The 22,546-nt window shown below is 65.7% G+C and carries 23 protein-coding genes and 1 pseudogene; 13 read left to right on the top strand and 11 right to left on the bottom strand.

All coding sequences use genetic code 11. The features are described from left to right. Window positions 1-6: 6 nt before the first annotated feature. From GV001_RS15990 to GV001_RS15960, 7 genes are all read left to right on the top strand, one after another. Window positions 7-681 carry a TenA family transcriptional regulator gene (locus GV001_RS15990; protein ID WP_160081581.1) on the top strand — a complete coding sequence of 225 codons (675 nt, stop codon included), beginning with the start codon at window positions 7-9 and terminating at the stop codon, window positions 679-681. Next, a complete protein-coding gene (locus GV001_RS15985; protein ID WP_160081579.1) occupies window positions 668-1,477 on the top strand; it encodes an SDR family oxidoreductase in 810 nt (269 codons plus the stop codon). The genes GV001_RS15990 and GV001_RS15985 overlap by 14 nt, the downstream gene beginning before the upstream one ends. Then, window positions 1,474-2,118 (top strand): hypothetical protein, encoded by a 645-nt coding sequence (locus GV001_RS15980; RefSeq protein ID WP_160081577.1) that lies wholly within the window; start codon window positions 1,474-1,476, stop codon window positions 2,116-2,118. The genes GV001_RS15985 and GV001_RS15980 overlap by 4 nt, the downstream gene beginning before the upstream one ends. A 152-nt stretch (window positions 2,119-2,270) precedes the next feature. After that, window positions 2,271-2,933 (top strand): response regulator, encoded by a 663-nt coding sequence (locus GV001_RS15975; protein WP_160081575.1) that lies wholly within the window; start codon window positions 2,271-2,273, stop codon window positions 2,931-2,933. Continuing rightward, window positions 2,930-4,300: an ATP-binding protein gene (locus GV001_RS15970; RefSeq protein ID WP_160081573.1), complete on the top strand. Its 1,371-nt coding sequence runs from the start codon at window positions 2,930-2,932 to the stop codon at window positions 4,298-4,300. The genes GV001_RS15975 and GV001_RS15970 overlap by 4 nt, the downstream gene beginning before the upstream one ends. 56 nt (window positions 4,301-4,356) lie before the next feature. Further along, window positions 4,357-4,674 carry a DUF5629 family protein gene (locus GV001_RS15965; protein WP_160081571.1) on the top strand — a complete coding sequence of 106 codons (318 nt, stop codon included), beginning with the start codon at window positions 4,357-4,359 and terminating at the stop codon, window positions 4,672-4,674. A 17-nt stretch (window positions 4,675-4,691) separates the two neighbouring features. Next, on the top strand, window positions 4,692-5,093 hold the full coding sequence (locus GV001_RS15960) for a DUF488 domain-containing protein (protein WP_160081569.1): 402 nt from the start codon (window positions 4,692-4,694) through the stop codon (window positions 5,091-5,093). A 37-nt stretch (window positions 5,094-5,130) separates the two neighbouring features. On the opposite strand, the gene GV001_RS15955 is transcribed toward GV001_RS15960, so the two are convergent. The 7 genes from GV001_RS15955 to GV001_RS15925 all read right to left on the bottom strand — a co-directional run bounded on the left by GV001_RS15955 (window position 5,131) and on the right by GV001_RS15925 (window position 11,921). Then, window positions 5,131-5,343: a hypothetical protein gene (locus tag GV001_RS15955; protein ID WP_160081567.1), complete on the bottom strand. Its 213-nt coding sequence runs from the start codon at window positions 5,341-5,343 to the stop codon at window positions 5,131-5,133. 134 nt (window positions 5,344-5,477) lie between these two features. Then, the gene (gene sstT / locus GV001_RS15950; protein WP_160081565.1) at window positions 5,478-6,698 is read right to left on the bottom strand and encodes a serine/threonine transporter SstT; all 1,221 of its coding nucleotides are present in this window, start codon (window positions 6,696-6,698) and stop codon (window positions 5,478-5,480) included. Between the two features lie 323 nt (window positions 6,699-7,021). Next, complete coding sequence (locus tag GV001_RS15945; RefSeq protein ID WP_160081563.1) at window positions 7,022-7,723, bottom strand: ABC transporter ATP-binding protein; 702 nt, start codon at window positions 7,721-7,723, stop codon at window positions 7,022-7,024. Window positions 7,724-7,725: 2 nt separating this feature from the next. Then, entirely contained in the window at window positions 7,726-8,493 is a 768-nt protein-coding gene (gene livG, locus GV001_RS15940) for a high-affinity branched-chain amino acid ABC transporter ATP-binding protein LivG (RefSeq protein ID WP_160081561.1), read from the bottom strand. Then, complete coding sequence (locus GV001_RS15935; RefSeq protein WP_372238550.1) at window positions 8,490-9,749, bottom strand: high-affinity branched-chain amino acid ABC transporter permease LivM; 1,260 nt, start codon at window positions 9,747-9,749, stop codon at window positions 8,490-8,492. The genes livG and GV001_RS15935 overlap by 4 nt, the downstream gene beginning before the upstream one ends. Next, the gene (gene livH, locus GV001_RS15930) at window positions 9,746-10,669 is read right to left on the bottom strand and encodes a high-affinity branched-chain amino acid ABC transporter permease LivH (protein WP_160081559.1); all 924 of its coding nucleotides are present in this window, start codon (window positions 10,667-10,669) and stop codon (window positions 9,746-9,748) included. Before livH ends, GV001_RS15935 begins: the two co-directional genes overlap by 4 nt. A 124-nt stretch (window positions 10,670-10,793) precedes the next feature. Next, a complete protein-coding gene (locus GV001_RS15925; RefSeq protein WP_160081557.1) occupies window positions 10,794-11,921 on the bottom strand; it encodes a branched-chain amino acid ABC transporter substrate-binding protein in 1,128 nt (375 codons plus the stop codon). A 325-nt stretch (window positions 11,922-12,246) separates the two neighbouring features. Here GV001_RS15925 and GV001_RS15920 point away from each other — a divergent pair, with 325 nt between their 5' ends. From GV001_RS15920 to GV001_RS15895, 6 genes and pseudogenes are all read left to right on the top strand, one after another. Continuing rightward, complete coding sequence (locus GV001_RS15920) at window positions 12,247-12,564, top strand: DUF2288 domain-containing protein (protein ID WP_160081555.1); 318 nt, start codon at window positions 12,247-12,249, stop codon at window positions 12,562-12,564. A gap of 66 nt (window positions 12,565-12,630) precedes the next feature. Beyond that, entirely contained in the window at window positions 12,631-12,990 is a 360-nt protein-coding gene (locus GV001_RS15915; RefSeq protein WP_160081553.1) for a DUF5064 family protein, read from the top strand. Window positions 12,991-13,293: 303 nt separating this feature from the next. Next, window positions 13,294-14,181 (top strand): NAD(P)-dependent oxidoreductase, encoded by an 888-nt coding sequence (locus GV001_RS15910; protein ID WP_160081551.1) that lies wholly within the window; start codon window positions 13,294-13,296, stop codon window positions 14,179-14,181. Window positions 14,182-14,347: 166 nt separating this feature from the next. Continuing rightward, a pseudogene (locus GV001_RS15905) lies at window positions 14,348-14,997 on the top strand (hydroxypyruvate isomerase family protein); the annotation flags it as partial. Between the two features lie 21 nt (window positions 14,998-15,018). Beyond that, window positions 15,019-18,189 carry an Ig-like domain-containing protein gene (locus GV001_RS20420; protein ID WP_160081547.1) on the top strand — a complete coding sequence of 1,057 codons (3,171 nt, stop codon included), beginning with the start codon at window positions 15,019-15,021 and terminating at the stop codon, window positions 18,187-18,189. Between the two features lie 136 nt (window positions 18,190-18,325). Beyond that, a complete protein-coding gene (locus GV001_RS15895; protein ID WP_160081545.1) occupies window positions 18,326-18,667 on the top strand; it encodes a tryptophan synthase subunit beta in 342 nt (113 codons plus the stop codon). Between the two features lie 78 nt (window positions 18,668-18,745). Here GV001_RS15895 and lapD read toward each other — a convergent pair whose 3' ends face one another. The 4 genes from lapD to GV001_RS15875 all read right to left on the bottom strand — a co-directional run bounded on the left by lapD (window position 18,746) and on the right by GV001_RS15875 (window position 22,483). Beyond that, window positions 18,746-20,692: a cyclic di-GMP receptor LapD gene (lapD, locus tag GV001_RS15890; protein WP_160081543.1), complete on the bottom strand. Its 1,947-nt coding sequence runs from the start codon at window positions 20,690-20,692 to the stop codon at window positions 18,746-18,748. 9 nt (window positions 20,693-20,701) lie between these two features. Beyond that, the gene (gene lapG, locus GV001_RS15885; protein WP_160081541.1) at window positions 20,702-21,400 is read right to left on the bottom strand and encodes a cysteine protease LapG; all 699 of its coding nucleotides are present in this window, start codon (window positions 21,398-21,400) and stop codon (window positions 20,702-20,704) included. A gap of 84 nt (window positions 21,401-21,484) precedes the next feature. Next, complete coding sequence (locus GV001_RS15880; RefSeq protein WP_160081539.1) at window positions 21,485-21,886, bottom strand: YbaN family protein; 402 nt, start codon at window positions 21,884-21,886, stop codon at window positions 21,485-21,487. A gap of 9 nt (window positions 21,887-21,895) precedes the next feature. Continuing rightward, complete coding sequence (locus GV001_RS15875; RefSeq protein ID WP_160081537.1) at window positions 21,896-22,483, bottom strand: YecA family protein; 588 nt, start codon at window positions 22,481-22,483, stop codon at window positions 21,896-21,898. Window positions 22,484-22,546: the final 63 nt, after the last annotated feature.

Below are 22,546 nucleotides of genomic sequence, written 5' to 3'. Positions count from 1 at the left end.
TTTCCCATGAGTTTCTTCGACCAACTGCAAGCCGCCACCGCCACTGAACGTGAAACCCTGTTCAGCGTGCCGGTGATCCAGGACGCCCTGGCCGGCAAGGTCAGCCTGGACAGCTACATCGCCTTCCTGACCCAGGCCTACTACCACGTGCGCCACACCGTGCCGCTGCTGATGGCCAGTGGCGCGCGCCTGCCGGCCCGCCTGGAATGGCTGCGCCAGGCCGTGTGCGAGTACATCGAGGAGGAGTACGGCCACGAGCAGTGGATCTTGGGCGACATCGCCGCCTGCGGTGGCGACCGCGACGCCGTGCGTGACGGCCAGCCGAGCCAGGCCATCGAGCTGATGGTCAGCTTCCTCTACGACACCATCGCCCGCGGCAACCCGGTCGGGCTGTTCGGCATGGTCAACGTGCTCGAAGGCACCAGCATCGCCCTGGCCAGCCAGGCGGCCGGCACCATCCAGGAGCGCCTGGGCCTGCCCAAGGAAGCCTTCAGCTACCTGTTCTCCCACGGCGCCCTGGACATCGGCCACATGCAGACCTACCGCGGCCTGATGGACCGCCTGGACAACGAGGAAGACCAGGCCGCGGTGATCCACGCCAGCAAGGTGGTCTATCGCCTGTACACCGAGATGTTCCGCGGCCTGCCGCGCAGCAACGAGGTGCAGCATGCGGCTGCCTGAGTGCCGCGCGCTGCTCACCGGGGCCAGCGGCGGCATCGGCCTGGCCCTGGCCGAGCAGCTGTGTGCCGGCGGAGCCCAGCTGCTGGCGGTGTCGCGCCATGTGCAGGGCCTGGAGGCCCTGCAGCAGCGCTATCCCAAGCAGGTGCGCAGCCTGGCCGCGGACCTGACCACCACGGCCGGGCGCCAGGCGGTGATCGAGGCGGCGCGCGCCATGGGCGGGCTCAACCTGCTGATCAATGCCGCCGGGACCAATCGCTTCGCCCTGCTCGAACAGCTGGAAGAGCAGCAAATTGCCGATATGTTCGAGCTCAACGTGGTCGCCACCCTGCAGCTGACCCGCGCCCTGTTGCCGATCCTGCGCCAGCAGCGCCACGCGCTGGTGGTCAACGTCGGCTCCATCTACGGCTCGATCGGCTACCCGGGCTACGCCACCTACTGTGCCAGCAAGTTCGCCCTGCGCGGCTTCTCCGAGGCGCTGCGCCGCGAGCTGGCCGATACCAGTGTCGGCGTGCTCTACGTCGCGCCGCGCGCCACCCGCACCAGCATGAACAGCTCGGCGGCGATGGCGCTCAACGAGGCGCTCAAGGCCGCCACCGACTCGCCCGAACAGGTGGCCGGAGCGGTGATGGCCGCCATCGAGAAGAACCTCAATGAGATTTACCTCGGCTGGCCGGAGAAGTTCTTCGTGCGTCTCAACGGCATGCTGCCGGGGCTGGTCGACCGCGCGCTGCGCAAGCAGTTGCCGCTGATCCGTCATTTCAGTGCCCACACTCCAGACAAGGAAACCACCCGATGAACAAGTTTCTCCTCGTATGCCTGAGCCTGTGCCTCAGCGTGCCGGCCTGGGCCCTGGATGAGGCCGGCAGCCAGCGCCTCAAGCAGGTACAGACGCGCTGGGCCGAGATCCAGTACCAGACGCCGGACGCGCAGAAGGAAAAGGCCTTCGAGCAGCTGGCGGCGCAAACCACCGCCTTCACCCGCGAGCAGCCGCAGGCCGCCGAGGCCTGGGTCTGGCACGGCATCGTCACCAGCAGCTGGGCCGGCGCCCAGGGCGGCCTGGGGGCGCTGGGCAAGGCCAAGAGCGCGCGCGACTCCCTGGAAAAATCCATCCAACTCGACCCGACCGCCCTGCAAGGCTCGGCCTACACCAGCCTGGGCACCCTGTATGCGCGGGTACCGGGCTGGCCGGTCGGTTTCGGCGATGAGGAAAAGGCCGAGCAACTGCTGCAGCAGGCGCTCAAGCTCAACCCCAACGGCATCGACAGCCTGTATTTCTGGGGCGACTACCTTTACCGCCAGGACAAATTCGCCGAAGCTCGTGAGGCGCTGCTCAAGGCCAAGCAGGCACCGGCCCGTCCGGGGCGCGAGCTGGCCGACCAGGGCCGGCAGGGCGAGATCGACAGCCTGCTCAAGAGCGTGGAAGAAGAACTTAAATAAAGAAGGCCATGCCCCCGTCATGGGTTGCACGGAGCCATAGCTCTAGGTAGGAGCCAGCTTGCTGGCGATCCAGAGCACAGCGAAAAGCATCGCCAGCAAGCTGGCTCCTACAGGCGCTGCGTTTTAAAGAAGAACTGAACTAAGGGCACAGCATGCGGTTATTGTTGGTCGAGGATGAACCGGCCCTCGGCGAGGGCCTGCGCCTGGCCTTGCGCCAGGAGGGCTACACCGTGGATTGGCTGCAGGACGGCGCCAGCGCGGCGCACGCCCTGCTCAGCGAAGACTTCGACCTGCTGGTGCTCGACCTCGGCCTGCCGCGCCTCGGCGGCATCCAGGTGCTGCAGCAGCTGCGCAAGAGCGGCTCGGCCCTGCCGGTGCTGATCCTCACGGCGCGCGACGCCACCGAGGACCGCATCGCCGGGCTGGACGCCGGCGCCGACGACTACCTGATCAAGCCCTTCGACCTCGACGAGCTCAAGGCCCGCCTGCGTGCCTTGCTGCGCCGCAGCGCCGGGCGTGCCGAGCTGCGCATCGAACACGCCGGGGTCAGCCTCGACCCCTCCACCCAGCAGGTTTCCTACCTGGGCAAGGCCGTGCCGATGACGCCCAAGGAATACCTGCTGCTGCACGAATTGCTGTCGCAGCCGGGCAAGGTGCTGACCCGCGAGCGCCTGGCCCAGTCGCTCTACGGCTGGGACGAGGAGGCCGAGAGCAACACCCTGGAAGTGCACATCCACCACCTGCGCAAGAAGCTGTTCAACAACCTGATCCGCACCGTGCGCGGGGTCGGCTACCTGGTGGAAGAGCAGCCATGATCTCGATCCGCCGGCGCATCCTGTTCCTGGTGCTCAGCCTGATGCTGCTGGGCACCGCGCTGATCTCGCTGTTCAACTACTGGGACAGCTCCCATGAAGTCGAGGAGGTCTACGACGCCCAGCTGGTGCATACCGCGCGCCTGTTGCAGGGGGTGATGCGCATGCCCCTGGAGAGCGACAAGCGCGGCGCGCTGTATACCGCCTTCAACAGCGCCCTGGGCCAGGCCGGCCAGCGCAAGGCGGGCCACCCGTACGAGAGCAAGCTGGCCTTCCAGGTGTGGAACCGCGCCGGCGAGGTGCTGGTGCGTACCGCCAGCGCCCCGCAGCTGGGCACGCCGCCGCGCCAGGGCTTTGCCGACGTCGACCTGGGCCCGCACCAGTGGCGCGGCTTTGCCCTGGCCGACGAGGAACAGGGGCTGCTGATCTGGATCGGCGAGCGCGACGACGTGCGCCAGGAGCTGGTGACCAGCATCGTGCGCCACACCCTGATGCCCAACTTCATCGGCATCGTGGTGCTCGCCGCGCTGATCTGGTGGGCGATCGGCTGGGGCATGCAGCCGCTGCAGAACATGGCGCGGGTCATTCGCGCGCGCCATCCGGATGCCCTCGAGCCGCTGCAGCTGGACCCGCTGCCCAAGGAACTGGAACCGATGCAGGCGGCGCTCAACCGCCTGCTGTTCCAGATCGACCAGGTGCTGGAGCGCGAGCGGCGCTTCATCGCCGACGCCGCCCACGAGATGCGCACGCCGCTGGCGGTGCTGCGCATCCACGTGCAGAACGCCATGCAGGCCGGCGACGAGGCCCAGCGCAGCGAGTCGCTGGGCTTCCTGATCGGTGGCATCGACCGCGCCACCCGGGTGGTCAACCAGCTGCTGACCATGGCCCGGGTCGAACCGACCCTGGCCAAGGGCGAGTGGCCGGTGATCGACCTGCAGGCGGTGACCCGCGAGACCCTGGCCGAGCTGACCCCCTGGGTGCTCAAGCAGGGCCTGGAGCTGTCCCTGGAGGTGGCCGAGGGCGACTACCGGCTGGCCGCCGACGCCGGGGCCATCGGCATCGCCCTGCAGAACCTGCTGACCAATGCGGTGAACTTCTCGCCGGCCCATGGCCAGCTGCGGGTGCTGCTGAATGGCGACGCCGACAGCCTGTTCCTCAGCGTCGAAGACCAGGGCCCGGGCATCGCCCAGGATCAGCTGGAGCAGGTGTTCGAACGCTTCTACAGCCGCGACAACAGCCAGGGCGCCGGGCTCGGCCTGGCCATCGTGCAGATGATCGCCTCGCGCCTGGGCGGCAGCATCCGCCTGAGCAACCTGCCCCAGGGCGGCCTGCAGGCGCGCCTGGAACTGCCGCGCCACTCGCCGGCCTAGGGCCGCAAACCGGCGCCATGGCTTATCATGGCGCTTTTCCTGCCGGTGACTGCCCGATGACCACGCCCAACCTGCTGACCCAACTGCAAGATGCCGACATGCTGCTGATCGACGGCCTGCATGCCTGGCAGTTCGAACTGAGCGAAGCGCCGGCGCAGCTGCGCGTGGAGTGCATGGATGGCCGCGAACGGCGGGTCTGGGTGTTCGCCGCCGCCGCCCTGGCTGCTGCGAGCCACGATGCTGCCACTGATTGCTGGCGCATCGAGGGTGCTGATGGCCAGCACGAGCTGGTGATCCTCAGTGGGATCACCGCCAGCAATGATGACGACGGCGAGGACGAGCCCGCCGCCAACGACGAGACCCCGGCCGACTGAAACCGAGGAGGGCGCGCATGATCCAGTGCAAGCGCGTGTATGAGCCGGTCGAGGCCGGCGATGGCCAGCGCGTGCTGGTCGACCGCCTGTGGCCGCGCGGCTGCCGCAAGGACGCCCTGGCCCTGAGCGCCTGGCTGCGCGAGGTGGCGCCTTCGGCCGAACTGCGCCAGACCTTCTGCCACGAGCCGGCGCGTTTCGCCGAGTTCCGCCTGCTCTACCGTGGCGAGCTGGCCGCCCACCCCGAGCACTGGCAAGGCCTGCTCGCGGCGGCCGAGCAGGGCACCCTGACCCTGCTGTTCGCCGCCCGCGAGGTGCAGCAGAACAACGCCCGGGTGCTGGCCGAGTTTCTCGAGGAGGAACTGGAGCGCCGCGGCCCGGCCAGTTCGCCGGTGTGCTACCAGGGGCTGATGGAGCCCTGAGCGGCGCCTGGCAGCGTACCCGTCCGGGTGGAGCTGTTCAGTAGGTCGCGGAGTCGTTGCGCAGCAGATCGTCGCTGGCGCTGATCGCATAGCAGAGCATGCGTTTGTTCTTGAACGGCCGCTGCAGCGCATAGCCCGGCGTGCTATTGGCCTGCGTGACCTGCTTGTCTGGCGTCAGGGTGATTTCCCTTGCCCAGCATTTCGCGGCGCGCCTGGGTAGGTTGGCGTTGAGCGCAGCGAAGCCCAGCAACCGGGGCAGGCTCGTTGGGCTTCGTCGCGCGGCTCCTCAACCCAACCTACGACTCATCGCCGTTGCAACAGGCTATTAGGACATAGACCAAAAAACGCCCCGGAGGGCGTTTTTTCGGCAGGAATGCGCGGGCTTCAGCTTGCCTGGCGCTCTTCCCTGGCCAGGCAGGCGGCCGCGGTGAACAGCACGTCGGTGGAGGAGTTCAGCGCGGTCTCGGCGCTGTCCTGCAGGATGCCGATGATGAAGCCGATGGCCACCACCTGCATGGCGGTTTCGCTGGGGATGCCGAACAGGCTGCAGGCCAGCGGGATCAGCAGCAGCGAACCGCCGGCCACGCCCGAGGCGCCGCTGGCGCAGATGGCCGAGACCACGCACAGCAGGATGGCGGTGGGCATGTCCACGACTATGCCCAGGGTATGCACGGCGGCCAGGGTCAGCACGCTGATGGTGATGGCGGCGCCGGCCATGTTGATGGTCGCGCCCAGCGGGATGGACACCGAATAGGTGTCTTCATGCAGGCCCAGGCGTTCGGCCAGCTGCAGGTTGACCGGCACGTTGGCCGCCGAGCTGCGGGTGAAGAAGGCAGTGATGCCGCTTTCGCGCAGGCAGGTCAGCACCAGCGGATAGGGGTTGCGGCGGATCTGGCTGAAGACGATCAGCGGGTTGACCACCAGGGCGACGAACAGCATGCAGCCGACCAGCACGACCAGCAGCTGGGCGTAGCCGAGCAGGGCCTTGAGCCCGGCGTCGGCGAAGGTGGTGGCGACCAGACCGAACACCCCCAGCGGGGCGAAGCGGATGACCACGCGCACGATCAGCGAGACGCCCTCGGCCAGGTCGCCGAACACCGTGCGGGTGGTGTCGCTGCCGTGGCGAATGGCGATGCCCAGGCCGATGGCCCAGGCCAGGATGCCGATGAAGTTGCCTTTGAGCAGGGCATTGACCGGGTTGTCCACCACGTTCAGCGCCAGGGTCTTGAGCACTTCGGCGATACCACCGGGCGGGGTGCTGCCGCTGGCCGCCTCGCTGAGTACCAGGGTCGACGGCCACAGGCTGCTGGCGATCACCGCGACAATGGCGGCGGCCAGGGTGCCAACCAGGTAGAGCACCAGGATCGGGCGGATATGGGTCGGCTGGCCCGGCTTGTGGTTGGCGATCGCCGAGGCCACCAGGATGAACACCAGTACCGGCGCCACGGCTTTCAGGGCGGAGATGAACAGGCTGCCGAGGAAGCCGACTTCGGCGGTGGCCTGGGGCCACAGCAGGGCCAGCAGGATGCCGGCGACCAGGCCGATGATGATCTGGCTGACCAGGCTGGTGCGGGCGAGCAGTTGCAGGATGGGACGATGGATCATGGTCGATGTTCCTGAGGTTCGGCATGCCGCGCCGGTGGGCGCAGTGCATGCGGGGCGACAGCCCGGCCGGGGCAGGGTGGTGACCCGTGCTGGCTGGACGGTCGGATTCCGGGTGCCTGCCGGGTGGCGGCAGGCGCAGAAAACGAGGCGGCGATTCTAAAGGCTCGAAGGAGCGGGTGGCGGCCTTCCGTCAGTTGGTGCCGTGTAGGGTGCGCCGTGCGCACCGACGTCTGTGCGGGTCTTCTGGTGCGCACGGCGCACCCTACGCGATCCGTGTAATGAAAACGGCCCGCGAGGGGCCGTTTTTGTTCAGGCCGGGCGCATCAGCCGCCGAGGTAGGCGTCGCGTACCTTGGGGTCGACCAGCAGGTCGGCACCGCTGCCCTGCATGACGATATGGCCGTTCTCCAGCACATAGGCGCGGTCGGCCAGCCTGAGCGCCTGGTTGGCGTTCTGCTCGACCAGGAACACGGTCACGCCATCCTCGCGCAGCTGTTCGATGATGTCGAAGATCTGCTGGATGATGATCGGCGCCAGGCCCAGCGACGGCTCGTCGAGCAGCAGCAGCTTTGGCTTGCTCATCAGCGCACGGCCGATGGCGAGCATCTGCTGTTCGCCGCCGGACATGGTGCCGGCGCGCTGGTCGAAGCGTTCCTTGAGGCGCGGGAACAGCTGCAGGACCTTGTCCATCTGCGCCTGGTTGTCGGCCTTGCTGCCGAAGAAACCGCCCATGGCCAGGTTCTCTTCCACGGTCAGGCGGGCGAACACGCGGCGGCCTTCCGGCACCACCGCGATGCTCTTGCGCATGATGTCGCAGGAGTCCTGGCCGACCAGTTCTTCGCCCAGGTAGCGGATGCTGCCGCTGGCCGCGCGTGGCGAGCCGCACAGGGTCATCAGCAGGGTCGACTTGCCGGCACCGTTGGCGCCGATCAGGGTGACGATCTCGCCTTGCTGCACTTCGATGCTGACGTTGTGCAGGGCCTGGATCTTGCCGTAGAAGGTGGAGACGTTCTGGAAACTCAGCATGGTTACGCTTCCCCCAGGTAGGCTTTGATCACGTCCGGATTGTTGCGGATCTGCTCCGGCGTGCCGTCCGCCAGGGGGGTGCCCTGGTTGATCACGTAGATGTGGTCGGAAATGCTCATGACCAGCTTCATGTCGTGCTCGATCAGCAGCACGGTGACGTCGTGGTCATTGCGCAGCATGCCGATCAGCGCCTTGAGGTCCTCGGTCTCGCGCGGGTTGAGGCCGGCGGCCGGCTCGTCGAGCATGAGGATGCGCGGGCGGGTCATCATGCAGCGGGCGATTTCCAGGCGCCGCTGCTGGCCGTAGGCCAGGGTGCCGGCCGGGCGGTTGGCCACCTCGGTCAGGTTGACCTGCTCCAGCCAGTGCGCGGCGTACTCCATGGCCTTCTTCTCGCTGCGGCGAAAGGCGGGGGTCTTCAGCAGGCCGGCGAGGAAGTTGGTGTTGAGGTGGCGATGCTGGGCCACCAGCAAGTTCTCCACCGCGGTCATTTCCTTGAACAGGCGAACGTTCTGGAAAGTCCGCACCACGCCCTTGCGGGCAATCCGGTGGCCGGGCAGATGCTGGATCGGCTCGTCGTCCAGCAGGATCACCCCGCCGGTGGGCTGGTAGAAGCCGGTCAGGCAGTTGAATACGGTGGTCTTGCCGGCGCCGTTGGGGCCGATCATCGACACGACTTGCTTGGGCTGCACGCTCAGGGCGACATTGTTGACGGCCAGCAGACCGCCGAAGCGCATGGTCAGCCCGCTGACTTCAAGAATCGGGCGGCTCATGGTTTCAACTCCAGGTGCGGGCGTTGCATGGGCAGCAGGCCCTGCGGACGCCAGATCATCATCAGTACCATCAGGGCGCCGAACATCAGCATGCGGTACTCGCTGAACTCGCGCATCAGCTCCGGCAGCAGGATCATCACCACGGCGGCGAGGATGATGCCCAGTTGCGAGCCCATGCCACCGAGCACGACGATGGCGAGGATGGTTGCCGACTCGATGAAGGTGAAGGATTCAGGCGTGACCAGACCCTGGCGCGCGGCGAAGAAGCTGCCGGCGAAACCGGCGAAGCAGGCACCGAGGGTGAAGGCCGAGAGCTTGATGATGGTCGGGTTCATGCCCAGCGCACGGCAGGCGATCTCGTCTTCGCGCAGGGCTTCCCAGGCGCGGCCGATCGGCATGCGCAGCAGGCGGTTGATCACGAACAGGGTCAGCAGAACCAGCAGCAGGGCGATCAGGTAGAGGAAGATCACCTTGTTGATGCCGTTGTAGGCCACGCCGAAGAACTCGTGGAAGGTCTGCATGCCTTCGGCGGCGCGGCGCTCGAAGGACAGGCCGAACAGGCTCGGTTTCTCGATGTTGCTGATGCCGTTGGGGCCGCCGGTGATCTCGGTCATGTTGCGTAGCAGGATGCGGATGATCTCGCCGAAACCGAGTGTGACGATGGCCAGGTAGTCGCCCCTCAGGCGCAGCACCGGGAAGCCGAGGATGAAGCCGAAGAAGGCCGCCATCAGCCCGGCGATCGGCAGGCACACCCAGAAGCCAAGGCCGTAGTAGTGCGACAGCAGCGCATAGCTGTAGGCGCCGACGGCGTAAAAGCCGACGTAACCCAGATCGAGCAGGCCGGCCAGGCCGACCACGATGTTCAGGCCGAGGCCGAGCATCACGTAGATCAGGATCAGGGTGGCGATGTCCACCGCGCCGCGGCTGCCGAAGAACGGCCAGGCCAGGCCGACCACGATCAGGCCGAGCACCAGCCAGCGCTGGGTCGAGGGCAGAGTGAGGAAGCTGCTGGTGCGTGCCGGCATGCTCGGCAGCGACGGTACCTGGGCCCAGGCCGCGCTGACCTGGCTGCGGAACAGCTGCCAGAAGAACATGGCGATGGCGCATCCGGCGATGGTCCAGAGGATGGCCGGGCTGGCGCCGTGCACTTCCAGCTTGATGCCGACGGTGGTCAGCTTCAGGCCGAGCACCGGGTAGGCCACGGCCAGCACCAGCAGGGCGCTGAAGAAAGCGGTCTTGAGGTTCTTGGCGATCATACTTTTTCAACCTCCGGACGACCGAGGATGCCGGTCGGGCGGAACAACAGGACCAGGACCAGCAGGCCGAAGGCCACCACGTCCTTGTATTGGTCACCGAAGATGTCGGCACCGAAGGCCTCGGCCACGCCGAGTACCAGGCCGCCGAGCATGGCGCCGGGGATGCTGCCGATGCCGCCGAGTACCGCGGCGGTGAACGCCTTGATCCCGGCGAGGAAGCCCAGGTTGGGGTTGATCACCCCGTACTGCATGCCCAGCAGCACCGCGGCCACGGCGGCCAGGGTGGCGCCGATGACGAAGGTCAGGGCGATGATGTTGTTGGTGTTGATGCCCAGCAGGTTGGCCATCTTGATGTCTTCCGCGCAGGCGCGGCAGGCACGGCCGAGGCGCGAGCGGGAGATGAACAGGGTCAGGGCGTACATCACGGCGAAGGTGACCGCGAAGATCAGCACCTGCATGTAGGAGATGGTCACGCTGTGCATGGCGCTCTCGCCGAACACGAAGTTGCCCGGAATCAGGCTGGGGATGGACTTGTCCTTGGAGTCCTGGGCGAGCAGCACCTCGTTTTGCAGGAAGATCGACATGCCGATGGCGGAGATCAGCGGGATCAGCCGGTTGCTGCCGCGCAGGGGGCGGTAGGCGACCCGTTCGATGCTGTAGCCGTAGGCACTGGCGACGATGATGCTGGCGGCGAACGCCGCGACCATCAGCAGGGGGAGGCTGTCCAGCCCCATGTAGGTGAGGCCGGCGATGGCGATGAAGGCTACGTACGAGCCAATCATGTACACCTCGCCGTGGGCGAAGTTGATCATGCCGATGATGCCGTAGACCATGGTGTAGCCGATGGCGATCAGGGCATAGGTACTGCCAACGGTGAGCCCGTTGATCAGCTGCTGCAGGTAGTGATAGAGATCAGGCATTGCCTAGCTCCTGGGTCGCTACGCAAGGCGGCGCTTGTGGCGCAGCGTATGACCGGGATTCTTCGAATAAACAAAGCCCACTGCATGTGCAGTGGGCTCTGGGTTCAGGCGGGAAGCCTTCTCTTTATTTAAGAGGGGCTTCGGTTTTGGTGCCGTCCTGGTGCCACTCGTAAACCACGAAGCTGAAGTCCTTCAGATCGCCCTTCTCGTCGAAGGCCAGGCTACCGGTGGGGGTGTCGAAGCTGTTACTGCGCAGCGCTTCGGCGACTTTGGCGGTGTCGGTGTCGCCCGCCTTCTTGATGCCTTCGGCAATCACTTGCACGGCAGCGTAGGCCGGGAACACGAACGGGCCGCTCGGGTCTTGGTTCTTGGCCTTGAAGCCTTCTACCAGCGCCTGGTTCTTCGGATCCTGGTCGAAGGATTTCGGCAGGGTCACCAGCAGGCCTTCGGAGGCCGGGCCGGCGATGGCGGAGATTTCCTTGTTGCCCACGCCTTCCGGGCCCATGAACTTGATGTTCAGGCCTTTTTCCTTGGTCTGGCGCAGCAGCAGGCCCAGTTCCGGGTGGTAGCCGCCGTAGTAGACGAAATCGACGCCGGCTTGCTTGAGCTTGGCGATCAGGGCGGAGAAGTCCTTGTCGCCGGCGTTGATGCCTTCGAACATGGCGACCTTGGTGCCTTTGCCTTCCAGGGTCTGCTTGACCGCGGTGGCGATGCCTTCACCGTACTGCTGCTTGTCGTGGAGCACGGCAACGGTTTTCGGCTTGACGTGGTCGGCAATGAAGTTGCCGGCGGTCGGGCCCTGCAGGCTGTCCAGACCGATGGTGCGGAACACCAGCTGGTAGCCGCGCGAGGTGATGTCCGGGCTGGTGGAGGCCGCGGTAATCATCAGGATGCCTTCGTCTTCGTAAATGTCGGACGCCGGCTGAGTGGAGCTGGAGCAGAGGTGGCCAACCACGAATTTGACTTCGTCGTTGACGATCTTGTTGGCTACGGCCACGGCCTGTTTCGGGTCGCAGGCGTCGTCGTACTTGACGCCTTCGAGCATCGCGCCGTTCACCCCGCCGGCCTTGTTGATCTGCTCGATGGCCATTTCGGCACCGATGAACTGCATCTCGCCATACTGGGCAACGGCACCGGTAACCGGGCCTGCCAGAGCGATTTTGATGGTATCAGCTGCCATCGAATAGCTGGTCATGCCAGCCAGAGCCATGGCGGCGAACAGCTTGGATACGTGCTTGCTAGCCTTGTTCATAGTGCTCCACTCTTTTATTGGTGTTTTTCGTTGTTGTAATCCATGCGGCCAAAGCTGCAGGACCGGTTGCTACGTCCCGGCCACACCCCTGGCAACTGTACCGGCACAGTGTAGAACTCCGTTTCCTGGCTTGAAAAGCCGGCAGGTCGGGGCAGGGTGGGTGGGTGTCGCTTAATTGAAACAAACATACAGAATAACGGCGTGCTTTTCGCTGGCCCGATGCTCCTCGCCGGGCCTGGACATTGCACCACCGACTTGCCTGGTGGACGACCGACGTTATCATGGCCGCCACACGTTCAACCCAATGATCGAACACGGGCACGTCATGACAGAACAACCTAGCACCCTCTATGCCAAGCTGCTTGGCGAAACCGCGCCGATCACCTGGCAGGAACTGCAGCCTTTCTTCGCCCGTGGGGCTCTGCTGTGGGTCGACGGCGCCCAGGATCTGGTCGAGGTGGCGCTGGCCGTGGCCGAGGATGACCAGGCCAAGGTGGCCGCCTGGCTGCAGGCCGGCCTGCTGGCCAAGGTCGAGGAGGCGTGCGCCGAGGACCTGCTGGCGCGCGACCCGCAGCTGTGGGCGGTCGTCGTCGCCCCCTGGGTGCTGATCCAGGAGCGCAGTGCGGCGCCGAGCGTGCATTGACACCGGGGCGCTGAGAGCGCGCTCTGGCAGCAGAACCGAAGGTTACGGACCCCAAGGAGCATTGCCATGTTTCAACCCGGCCATCTGCATAGAAGCAATCTGCCCGGTCAGCTGCAGTTTGCCATCGACCTCTTCTATGAAGTGCGCCAGGACCCCAAGGAGGGGGCGATGCTGCACTTTCGCATGGTCGGCGAGATCGAAGGCAAGGCGTTTTCCGAGGAGTTCGACCTGCACCGCGATACCGCCTTCAACTTCGCCAGTGTGCTGACGCGCGTGGCGGCCAAGCATGGCCTGCCGACAGGTCACAACCTGATCATGCACGGCCACGACGAGTACGACCGGATGTATCAGGACATCCGCGACAAGCTCGGCGCCCGCCCTGGCGACCCGGTCAACTTCGACCACCTGGCCAAGGACGGCTTCTAGCAGGCCATGTCCCACGGTGCAACGTTACGCAGCATATTGAATGGGGCGAGAGCCTTTTCAGCGGCTATGTCCCAGTAGCGTGTTGCAAAGGCGATGAGTTGTAGGTTGGGTTGAGGAGCAGCGCGACGAAGCCCAACGATCGTGCCCCGGTTGTTGGGCTTCGCTGCGCTCAACGCCAACCTACCCACGCCGGCGCGCCGCACAATCCAACACCCTTAAGAGGGACATAGGCGGGTGCCGGCCCGTCCAATCCCGGGATGGCTGCGGTTAAACTAGCGCCACGATCTTGTGCTGGAGCCTTCTATGTCCACTTCTCTGCCTGCCCTGGCCTTCGCCGGTATCGGCCTGATGGGGTTGCCCATGACCCGTCGCCTGCTGGCGGCGGGCTACCCGCTGCGGGTGTGGAACCGCTCGCCGGGCAAATGCCTGGCGCTGCTCGAACTGGGCGCGCAGCCCGCAGCGGCGCCGCTGCAGCTGTGCGCCGATGCCGACATCGTCATGCTCTGCCTGGCCGATACGGCCGCGGTGCGCGAGGTGGTGTTCGGCCCCGGCGGCATCGTCGAGGGGGCCAGGGCCGGCCAGTTGCTGGTCGATTTTTCCAGCCTGGAGCCCGCCGCGACCCGCGAGATGGCGGCGGAGCTGGAGCGGCGCACGGGCATGCGCTGGGTCGATGCGCCGGTATCCGGCGGCACACCCGGCGCAGAAGCCGGCAGCCTGGCGATCATGGCGGGAGGACGGCTCGAGGACATCGAACGCATCCGCCCGATCCTGGTGCACCTGGGCCAGCGGCTGACCCGCATGGGGGAGGTGGGCGCCGGCCAGGTGACCAAGGTGTGCAACCAGATGATCGTCGCCTGCAATGCCCTGGTGATCGCCGAAGTGGTCGCCCTGGCCGAACAGGCGGGCGTCGATGCCCGTCTGCTCGCGCCAGCCCTGGCCGGCGGCTTCGCCGACTCCAGGCCGCTGCAGATCCTGGCGCCGCAGATGGCCGAGAGCCGCTTCGAGCCGATCAAGTGGCATGTGCGCACCCTGCTCAAGGATCTCGACACCGCCACCAAGCTGTCCCGCGAGCAGGGCAGCGCCACCCCGATCAGCGGCCTGGCCGCCCAGTTGATGCGCCTGCATGGCAGCCAGGGCCATCTCGAGCATGACCCGGCGACGCTGGTGCAGCTCTATCGCGAGGGCCCATGAAGATGGCTCCGTACCTGGCAGCTGTTGCGATCGTAGCTAGCAGTCACAACGCAAAGCCTGTAGGAGCGAGCTTGCTCGCGATGTTTTTGCCGTTGCCGGTTTTCGCCCGCAAGCTGGCTCCTACAGCGAGCAGCCTCTGCGCACAACACATAACCGGGACATGGGTATGAAGATCGCCGCGAACATTTCCCTGCTGTTCACCGAGTTGCCGCTGCTCGAGCGGGTCCAGGCCGCTGCGGCGGCGGGCTTCGACGGGGTGGAAATCCAGTTCCCTTATGCCGTGCCGGCGATCGCCCTGAAGGAAGCCCTGGAGCGCGCGGGCATGCCGCTGGTGCTGATCAACCTGCCGGCCGGCGACCTGATGAACGGCGGCCCCGGTCTGGCAGCAGTGCCCGCACGTCAGGCCGAGTTCGATGCGGCGCTGCAGGAGTCGCTGACTTACGCGGCGATGGTCCGGCCGATGTGTATCAACGTGTTGCCGGGACGATTGGTCGACGGCGTTTCCCGCGAGCAGGCGCTGGCGACCCTGGCCGCCAACTTGCGTAAGGCTGCAGAGGCATTTCAGGTGCTGGGCATTCGTGTGCTGAGCGAGGCGATCAATCCGCTGGATATGCCAGGCTTTCTGATCAACACCCCCGAGCATCTCGATGAACTGCTACGAGCGGTGGACCACCCGAACTGCCTGGCGCAGTTCGACCTCTACCATATGGCCCGGCAGGGTCTGGATATCCAGGCCGGGATACGGCTGCTGGCGGGGCGTATCGGCCATGTGCAGTTTGCCGACTGCCCGGGGCGGGGCGAGCCGGGGAGTGGGGGNTGGTCAACGGCGATTACGGCGTGCTGTCGGTAAACCCGGACGGCAGCTGGCAGTACACCCTGAGCGACAACACCCTGGACCACACCGACACGTCGGTGGTCGATGGCGACCCGGATCGTGGCGCGGCCGACCAGGTGCTCGACCCGTTCCAGGTGCGGGTGACCGACTCGGACGGCGACCTGTCGCCGGAGGCGACCCTGACCATCAAGGTGAACGACGACGGCCCGACGGCGGTGAACGATGGAGCCTTGACCCCGGAAGACACGACGCTGACCGTCAACGTGCTGGCCAACGACACCCGCGGTGCGGATACGCAGACCCAGTTGGTGGCGGTGCAGCTCACTGGCGGCAGCGGCACACTGAGCTTCCAGACGGACGGCACAGTGACCTTCACCCCGGCAGCCGGCTTCGAGGGCCTGGCAACCGTCCTCTACACCATCCGCGATGCCGATGGCGATGAGTCGCAGGCGACGCTGAGCATCACCGTAGGACCGGACTCGACGCCGACGGTGAACACGCCGGACCTCAACGGTGACGGCGACGTAGTGTGGGAGTCGGCGCTGCCTGATGGCAGCGGTGGCGGCACCCTGACCACCAGCGGCAGCTTCGATATCCAGACCGGCAATGACACGCTGCAGCTGCTGGAAGTGCAGGACAAGGATGGCAACTGGATCGCCATCACCGGCAACAACACTCTGGTCAACGGCGATTACGGCGTGCTGTCGGTAAACCCGGACGGCAGCTGGCAGTACACCCTGAGCGACAACACCCTGGACCACACCGACACGTCGGTGGTCGATGGCGACCCGGATCGTGGCGCGGCCGACCAGGTGCTCGACCCGTTCCAGGTGCGGGTGACCGACTCGGACGGCGACCTGTCGCCGGAGGCGACCCTGACCATCAAGGTGAACGACGACGGCCCGGTGAATAACGGCACCACCCTGACGGCGAAGACGGTCTACGAAGACAGCCTGAATACCGCCGGTGCGGTGGGCAATCCCGATGGCGGGGCGCAGCCGGTTACGGCCACGTTGCTGGCCAGCGAGCTGGCGGGTCTGGTGAGTGCCGGTGCGGACGCACCGGTGAGCATCGACTTCAATGCGGCCATTGACGGTGTTGACACAGGCCTGGAGCAAGGCGGCACGGCGATCCTGTGGGACTACGTGGATGCCAATACGGTCAATGGCGTGGTCAGCGGCACGAGCACGGTGGTGTTTACCCTGAGCAAGGGCGTGGATGGCAATTTCACCTTCATCCTGAAGGACAACATCGACCATGACAGCGATGCTGACCTGGGGACGGGCGAAGGTGAGGCCGCGCTGGAGTCGTTGAGCCTGGCCGATGTGTTTGTGGCGAGCGACAGCGACGGCGACCGGGTGGTGATCGACGCCGGTGCGAGCATCAGCATCCAGAACGATGCGCCAGTTGAGTTCTGCCCGGATGGCGCGCATGTCGTGCTGGGGGTTGCCTCGCCTCTGCCTCAGCCTCTGGTGATCGAGCGGGCCCTGAACTTTGCCGCGGGGGCAGGGGCGGACGGGGTCGGCAGTGTCGCGTTCAACCTTAGCCTGACCGTGGATAGCGATGGCGACGAGGAACCGGATGCGCAGGTCTTCAGGGATGCGGATGGTCAGCAGCTCTACATGCGCAACGAGGAGTTGTTCCTGTCCTATGACGGCGACGCCCAGCACCTTGTCGCCAAGACCCTGGACGGCGATGTGGCCTTCACTGCCGTGATAGACGCCGATGGCGATGTGTCCATCACCATGTTCAGCGGCTCCTTCATCAGCAACACGGTCATCACCTCGGTGACGGATCTTAGTGGGGTCGGTGGCGGGGATGTGCCGTTCAAAGGGCTGAATCTCACGATCAAAGAGAATGGCAAGACAGTACCGGATCCGGATGGCAGCAACGATGTGCTGGTGTCCTCGGAAATCCGTCCCTTCAACGATACCAATGCCGGGAGTGTCAACAGTAACGCCAATTCACTGGGGGTCGGCCAGGGCAATGAGGTATCCAATGGCGAGGTCATTCGCTACGACCTGGTGACTGGGCTGAGCATCAACGACCAGCAAAACAATGAGAGCTACAGTTTCGATGGCTATCAGGAGACCTTCGCTTTCCGGCAGAAGATCCTCATCGAGGGCGGTAGCAAGGATGCCGACTTCAAGCTGCGGATCTACAAGGAGTCGGGTGCTGCGACTGGCACTACGTCCCTGGTGGGATCGAGCCTGGTGGCTGAGCAACTGGCGCTGCTCATTGCTGAAATCACCCTGTACGACGCTCTGGGCAACGAACTAAGCGATGCCGACAAGCTGAATCATGTGGCCCTGGACCCGAGCGACAGCAACGGACTGATCCTGTTCAACATGGGGGATGGCTGGACTTTCGAGATCAACAACGCGGAAGCCTTCAACGCCATCGAAATCGAGGCTATCGAGTCCACCAACGGCGTCGTGAACGCCGACGGCACGGTGACCAGCTTCAAGCTGGGCGAGTTCTCCTTTGGCGAGTCGACGGATATCAATCCGGTCTCGTTCGAGTTGCCCGTGATTGGTACCGATGGCGATGGCGATTCGGTGACCAGCTCGATTGACGTGACGGTCTACCCGGACACCAAGAGCCTGGTGGGAACGATAAACGGCGAAACGCTCACCGGCGATGGCGGGGAAAACTATCTCTTCGGGCTTGCCGGCAACGATACCCTGGTGGGCAATGGCGGCGACGACATCCTGCTGGGTGGCTTGGGTAGCGACATTCTGAATGGCGGTGCCGGTAGTGATGTGTTCGTCTGGCAGGCCGGTGAAGGTGTCGGTGGGGGGGTAACCGATACCGTGCTGAACTTCGCCAAGGGCTTCAATAGTGGTGGCGACCAGCTCGACCTGTCGGATCTGCTGACCTGCGAGAATGGCGTGGTGGGCAATCTGGGCAACCTGCTGAAGTACCTCGATATCTCAACGGCCAATATGTCGGGAGACGGTGCGCTGCTGGATACCGTGATCAAGGTCAGCACCACGGGCGACTTCAACCCGCTCGACCCCACCGGGACGGCGCCTGCGGCTGGCCTGGTCGACCAGACCATCGTCCTGCAGGACGTCAACCTGCTGGATCCCGGGTCAGGTTACGGCTCCACCGAAGGCAGCGTGATCCTGGGGATGCTCGGTGACGGTACGTTGAAGATCGATACCGTTTGACCTGCGTGTGTACGATCAGCCCGCTACCCTTGCTGGGGTAGCGGGCTTTTTTATGCGCTATTCCGCAATAGCTGCTGGGCTTTGCCGTGATGCAGCGCTCAAGTGGGACCTGGTTTTCATGCCTGGAGGGCATCGTATGGTTTATGTGCAACGGGACGATGAAGGGCGTTTGCTGCGGGTGGAGCACGATCCTTTCGACGGGATGACCGAAACCCTGGCGATTGAAAGCGCGGAGCTGCATGGCTGGCTGAGCGCCAAGGAGGAAGTGAAGGAACGCCTGGCCAGCCTGAAGGAGTCCGACCTCGAACTGGTGCGCGTTCTGGAGGACGTGGTCGGTGTGCTGGTGGCCAAAGGCGTGATCCGCTACACCGACCTGCCCGAGGCGGCGCGGCGCAAGCTGGACCGGCGCGCGGTGACCCGGGCGGAGATCGAGGGGCTCAGTGGGCTGCTGGGCGAAGACGAGGGGCATCTGATCTGACCGCAGCACCGGCGGTGCGCTCTGCATACCGCACGCCAGCTGCTGCGGGCCGCCTTTTGCCGTACTCCAGGCGGCCTGTCAGCTCCTCCAGGGCGCCGGCGCGCCGATCAGGCGGCCCATGGCGCCCTGGATGCCCAGTTCGCTGAGCACAGCCAGCTCGCCTTCGGTCTCCACCATCTCGGCTATCAGCGGCAGGTCGATGCTGTTGGTGGCGCGGAAGATGGCTTCGATGAACAGGCGCTTGTCGCTTTCCTGGTCGATGGCGCGGATATAGGTGCCGTCGATCTTCAGGTAGGCCAGGCCCAGGTGGGTCAGGTTGCCGATCAGGCTGAAGCGTCCGCCGAAGTGCTGCAGGCCCAGGCTGAAGCCGGCTTCGCGCACGCTCTGGCTGAGCTTCTCCAGTTCCGCGGCAGGCGGCAGGTGGCGTTCGTCCAGCTCCAGGGTCAGCAGCGGGCCTTGCTCCGGGTGCTCCTTGAGTAGGCCGAGCAGCTTCGCCAGGCTGGCCGGCTCGCGCAGGGTCGCGGCGGACAGGCTGAGCGCCAGGGGCTGCGGGTGCTGGGCGAGATGCGCCAGGCTGTGTTCGAGCATGGCCAAGTCGAGGCGCGCGGCCCAGCCCAGGCGTTCGATCCAGGGCAGGAAGCGGCCGGCGACCACGGCTTCGCCCTGCGGGTCGAGCAGGCGGGCGAGCACCTTCTGGTGCAGCGGCTGGTTGCGATCGGCGCAGCGGGTGACCGGCTGGAAGTACAGCTGCAGCTTGCTCTGGCTGAGCGCTGCGTCGATCCAGGTGCGCCAGTCGTGCAGGCCGTGCCCGTTGTTGCTGGTGAAATCGTCCAGGCGCTCCCATGGCTTGCCGGGATTGCTCTGCGCCTGGGCCAGCGCCTGGTCGGTACGGCCGATCACATCGCCGACCGCCTCGCCGGGGCGGAAGGCGGCAATGCCCAGGTGCGCCACCGGCGTGCAGTCGCTGGCACCGGTCTGGCGCAGGCTTTCCAGGCCCTCGATCAGCTCCTGGGCCAGACGGTCGGCGTCCTCGCCGGCCAGGCCGGGGGCGAGCAGGGTGAACTCGCCGCCACGGCTGCGCGAGGCGAGCCAGTCCGGGGTGCCGCGCTCGGCCAGCAGGCGGGTGAGCAATTCGCCGATGGCGCTGATCAGCTGGTCGGTCTTTTGCCCGCCCAGGCGCTGGTTGAGGCCGCCGAGGTCGTTGACGCGCAGGAACATCAGGTAGCCGGCGACATGCTGTTCGGCCACGCTCAGCTGGTTGGCCAGGCGGATGTCGAACAGGCGCCGGTTGGCCAGGCCGGTGAGGCTGTCCTGGTAGGCCTCTTCGCGCAGTTTTTCGCTGCGCGCGGCCTCTTCGGCAAACAGGGTCTTGAGCTTCTCGACCATCTGGTTCATGGCCATGACCACCCGTTTCAGTTCGGGGGTGCGCGGCACCTTGGGCAGGGTGAGGAATTCGCGGCGGGTGATGGCCTGGGCCTGCTGCACCATGGTGTCCAGCGGGCGCAGCTGGGTGCGCAGCAGCCAGCCGCCGAGAATGGCGCTGACCAGGCCGCACAGCAGCAGCCAGAGCAGGCTGCCGATGGCGCTGTCCCAGAGTTTGGCCAGGGCGAACTGCGGGTGGCTGAGTACCTCGACCCGCGCCGCCTGTTCCCAGCCGCGCATGATCAGGGCGTCGCCGCCCTGGGGTTCCAGGTCGACCAGGTCGACGAACCAGGACGGCACCTGGTCCGAGGTCACCGTGGTGCGCCGCTCGACTATGACCTCCTCGCTGGGGATGCGCACCACGCGGATGGTGGCGAAGTAGCCGCTGTCGAAGATCGAGCTGACCATCAGCTCGATCATCGCCGGGTCGTCCACGTGCGGGGTCATCGACAGGCCCAGCGCCGTGGCGGCGTCCTGGGCGTGCGAGCGCAACTGGCTGAGCAACTGCTCGCGGGATGACTCCACGCCGGCGATGAAACTGCCGGTGAAGGCCACCACGAGGAACAGGCAGATGGCGAGAAATAGCTGTTTCAACAAAGACATGGCGTGCTCCTAACCCTCTCCGATGGCGAAGCCTTCGGCCCGCATCTTCTTCAACAGATCCTGCCAGCGCGACAGCTTCTTGGAGTCGCTCTTCTTGCCGGTGGTGCCAGGCAGGTACAGGCCTTCGGCATTGAAGGCATAGACCGGCAGCAGATCCCGGCGCTGGGAGGCCGGGCGGATCTCGCCGATCAGGTTGTCCAGCACCAGGGGCTCGGCGCTCGGGCTGGCGTAATAGGTCAGCACCATGTGCGCCTGGTTGTACTGCAGGGCTTTGACGTAGGTGATGCGCAGCTTCTCGCTGGGTATGCCGAGGCGGCGCAAGGTGAAGTACTTGGCGATGGAGTAGTCCTCGCAGTCGCCGGCGCCCTTGATCAGCGCTTCGAGCGGGGTGGCCCAGTAATCCTCCTGGCGCCAGCTGCGGATGTCGTCGGTGAAGCGGAACTGGCGGTTGAAGAAGCGGTTGACCACGGACAGCTTCTCGCGCTCGGGCAGCTTGGCGCTGCTCTGGATCAGCTCGTCCCAGGCTTCGATGCGGCCCTTGCCGACGCCCAGGTTGCCGTAGCGTTTTTCCGCAGTCTGGATGACCAGGGCGAAATCCCAGTTGGCCCGCGCCGCCACCCCCAGCACCAGGCCCAGCAGCAGGGCGAGCGCCAGCCACGCAGCCGGGCGGCGCGGTGCTCGTCCCTGAAGGCGTGGCCGAGGCGGCATGCGATCAATCCTCGCGGAAAGTTCAGCAAGTCTAGGTGGCGGGTCAGGCTTTTGCCGGCTTTGTTCGCCGGTCAGGCGCGCTGCTCAGCGGCTGGGCAGGGTTTTCTGGCGGAGGATGTACAGGCTGACCAGCACGGCGCTGGCCAGCATGCCGGCGCGCGCCCAGGGCAGCGGCACCAGGTAGCAGGAGAAGGCGATGCTCAGCCACATCAGGCCGATGGCGTAGACCTTGGCCTTGAGCGGGATGCCGTTGCCTTCCAGGTAATCGCGGATCCACGGGCCAAGGTGGCGATGGCCGACCAGCCAGTGATAGAAGCGCCGCGAGCTGCGCACGAAGCAGGCAGCGGCCAGCAGCAGGAAGGGCGTGGTCGGCAGCACCGGGACGAAGATGCCGATCACCCCCAGCAGCACGCTCAGCCAGCCCACCGCCAGCAGTGCATAACGCACGCTGCGGTGACGGCTCTGCTGGATGTCGCTGTGCGCCATCAGCGCGCCTTAGTGGTGGCGGGGCTTGAGCAGCGCCGGCTTCTCTTCCGGCGCGTGGCACAGGAGGAACAGGGCGGTGAGCAGCTCGGGGATCTGGTCGACCATGCTGTCCACCAGGTCGCGATCGCGGGCGATCTCGGCGAACTCGGGTTGTTCGTCGAACAGGCCGGAGGCGACCATGATTGGCAGCAGCAGCTCGCTGACCTCGTCTTCGGCGTCTTCGAACCACACCGACTCGCGCAGGAACACGCCTTCCATGAAGCCGATGCACCAGCCGCGCAGGTCGGAGTCGTCCGGTACTTCGCCGAGGTCGACCTCGCAGGGGAATTCCGGATCGTCGTCGCTGGCCAGCTGGCGGCCGATATGGCCCTTGAGCTGCTGCAGGGTGGCTTCGATTTCCTCGCGTTCGGCGTCGCTGCGGTAGTGCGGCGGCTCGGCGAACAGCGCGTCGATCCACTCGCGCTCCGGCACCGGCTCCGGACAGATCGACAGGGCGGTCAGATAGCCGTGTGCGGCCACGTAGTCCAGGGCCTCCTCATGCAGTTCATCGGCATCGAGAAAGGCTTGCAGGCGGGACAGTTGCTCGGCGAAAGACATCGTGGGCTACCTTGAGAAAATAATCTTTTCGATTCTAGCCCCCTGAGTGGGCAAAAGCACGGC

This window comes from Pseudomonas sp. 8AS (assembly GCF_902506505.1).
Classification (GTDB): Bacteria; Pseudomonadota; Gammaproteobacteria; order Pseudomonadales; family Pseudomonadaceae; genus Aquipseudomonas.
The sequence above is the reverse complement of the archived record's forward strand: the minus strand, read 5'-3'. Positions and strand labels throughout refer to the sequence as shown.

Coding starts and splice junctions, on each gene's coding strand:
- GV001_RS15990 (WP_160081581.1), top strand. CDS start 7: ATGAGTTTCTTCGACCAACTGCAAGCCGCCACCGCCACTGAACGTGAA.
- GV001_RS15985 (WP_160081579.1), top strand. CDS start 668: ATGCGGCTGCCTGAGTGCCGCGCGCTGCTCACCGGGGCCAGCGGCGGC.
- GV001_RS15980 (WP_160081577.1), top strand. CDS start 1,474: ATGAACAAGTTTCTCCTCGTATGCCTGAGCCTGTGCCTCAGCGTGCCG.
- GV001_RS15975 (WP_160081575.1), top strand. CDS start 2,271: ATGCGGTTATTGTTGGTCGAGGATGAACCGGCCCTCGGCGAGGGCCTG.
- GV001_RS15970 (WP_160081573.1), top strand. CDS start 2,930: ATGATCTCGATCCGCCGGCGCATCCTGTTCCTGGTGCTCAGCCTGATG.
- GV001_RS15965 (WP_160081571.1), top strand. CDS start 4,357: ATGACCACGCCCAACCTGCTGACCCAACTGCAAGATGCCGACATGCTG.
- GV001_RS15960 (WP_160081569.1), top strand. CDS start 4,692: ATGATCCAGTGCAAGCGCGTGTATGAGCCGGTCGAGGCCGGCGATGGC.
- sstT (WP_160081565.1), bottom strand. CDS start 6,698: ATGATCCATCGTCCCATCCTGCAACTGCTCGCCCGCACCAGCCTGGTC.
- GV001_RS15945 (WP_160081563.1), bottom strand. CDS start 7,723: ATGCTGAGTTTCCAGAACGTCTCCACCTTCTACGGCAAGATCCAGGCC.
- livG (WP_160081561.1), bottom strand. CDS start 8,493: ATGAGCCGCCCGATTCTTGAAGTCAGCGGGCTGACCATGCGCTTCGGC.
- GV001_RS15935 (WP_372238550.1), bottom strand. CDS start 9,749: ATGATCGCCAAGAACCTCAAGACCGCTTTCTTCAGCGCCCTGCTGGTG.
- livH (WP_160081559.1), bottom strand. CDS start 10,669: ATGCCTGATCTCTATCACTACCTGCAGCAGCTGATCAACGGGCTCACC.
- GV001_RS15925 (WP_160081557.1), bottom strand. CDS start 11,921: ATGAACAAGGCTAGCAAGCACGTATCCAAGCTGTTCGCCGCCATGGCT.
- GV001_RS15920 (WP_160081555.1), top strand. CDS start 12,247: ATGACAGAACAACCTAGCACCCTCTATGCCAAGCTGCTTGGCGAAACC.
- GV001_RS15915 (WP_160081553.1), top strand. CDS start 12,631: ATGTTTCAACCCGGCCATCTGCATAGAAGCAATCTGCCCGGTCAGCTG.
- GV001_RS15910 (WP_160081551.1), top strand. CDS start 13,294: ATGTCCACTTCTCTGCCTGCCCTGGCCTTCGCCGGTATCGGCCTGATG.
- GV001_RS15895 (WP_160081545.1), top strand. CDS start 18,326: ATGGTTTATGTGCAACGGGACGATGAAGGGCGTTTGCTGCGGGTGGAG.
- lapD (WP_160081543.1), bottom strand. CDS start 20,692: ATGTCTTTGTTGAAACAGCTATTTCTCGCCATCTGCCTGTTCCTCGTG.
- lapG (WP_160081541.1), bottom strand. CDS start 21,400: ATGCCGCCTCGGCCACGCCTTCAGGGACGAGCACCGCGCCGCCCGGCT.
- GV001_RS15880 (WP_160081539.1), bottom strand. CDS start 21,886: ATGGCGCACAGCGACATCCAGCAGAGCCGTCACCGCAGCGTGCGTTAT.
- GV001_RS15875 (WP_160081537.1), bottom strand. CDS start 22,483: ATGTCTTTCGCCGAGCAACTGTCCCGCCTGCAAGCCTTTCTCGATGCC.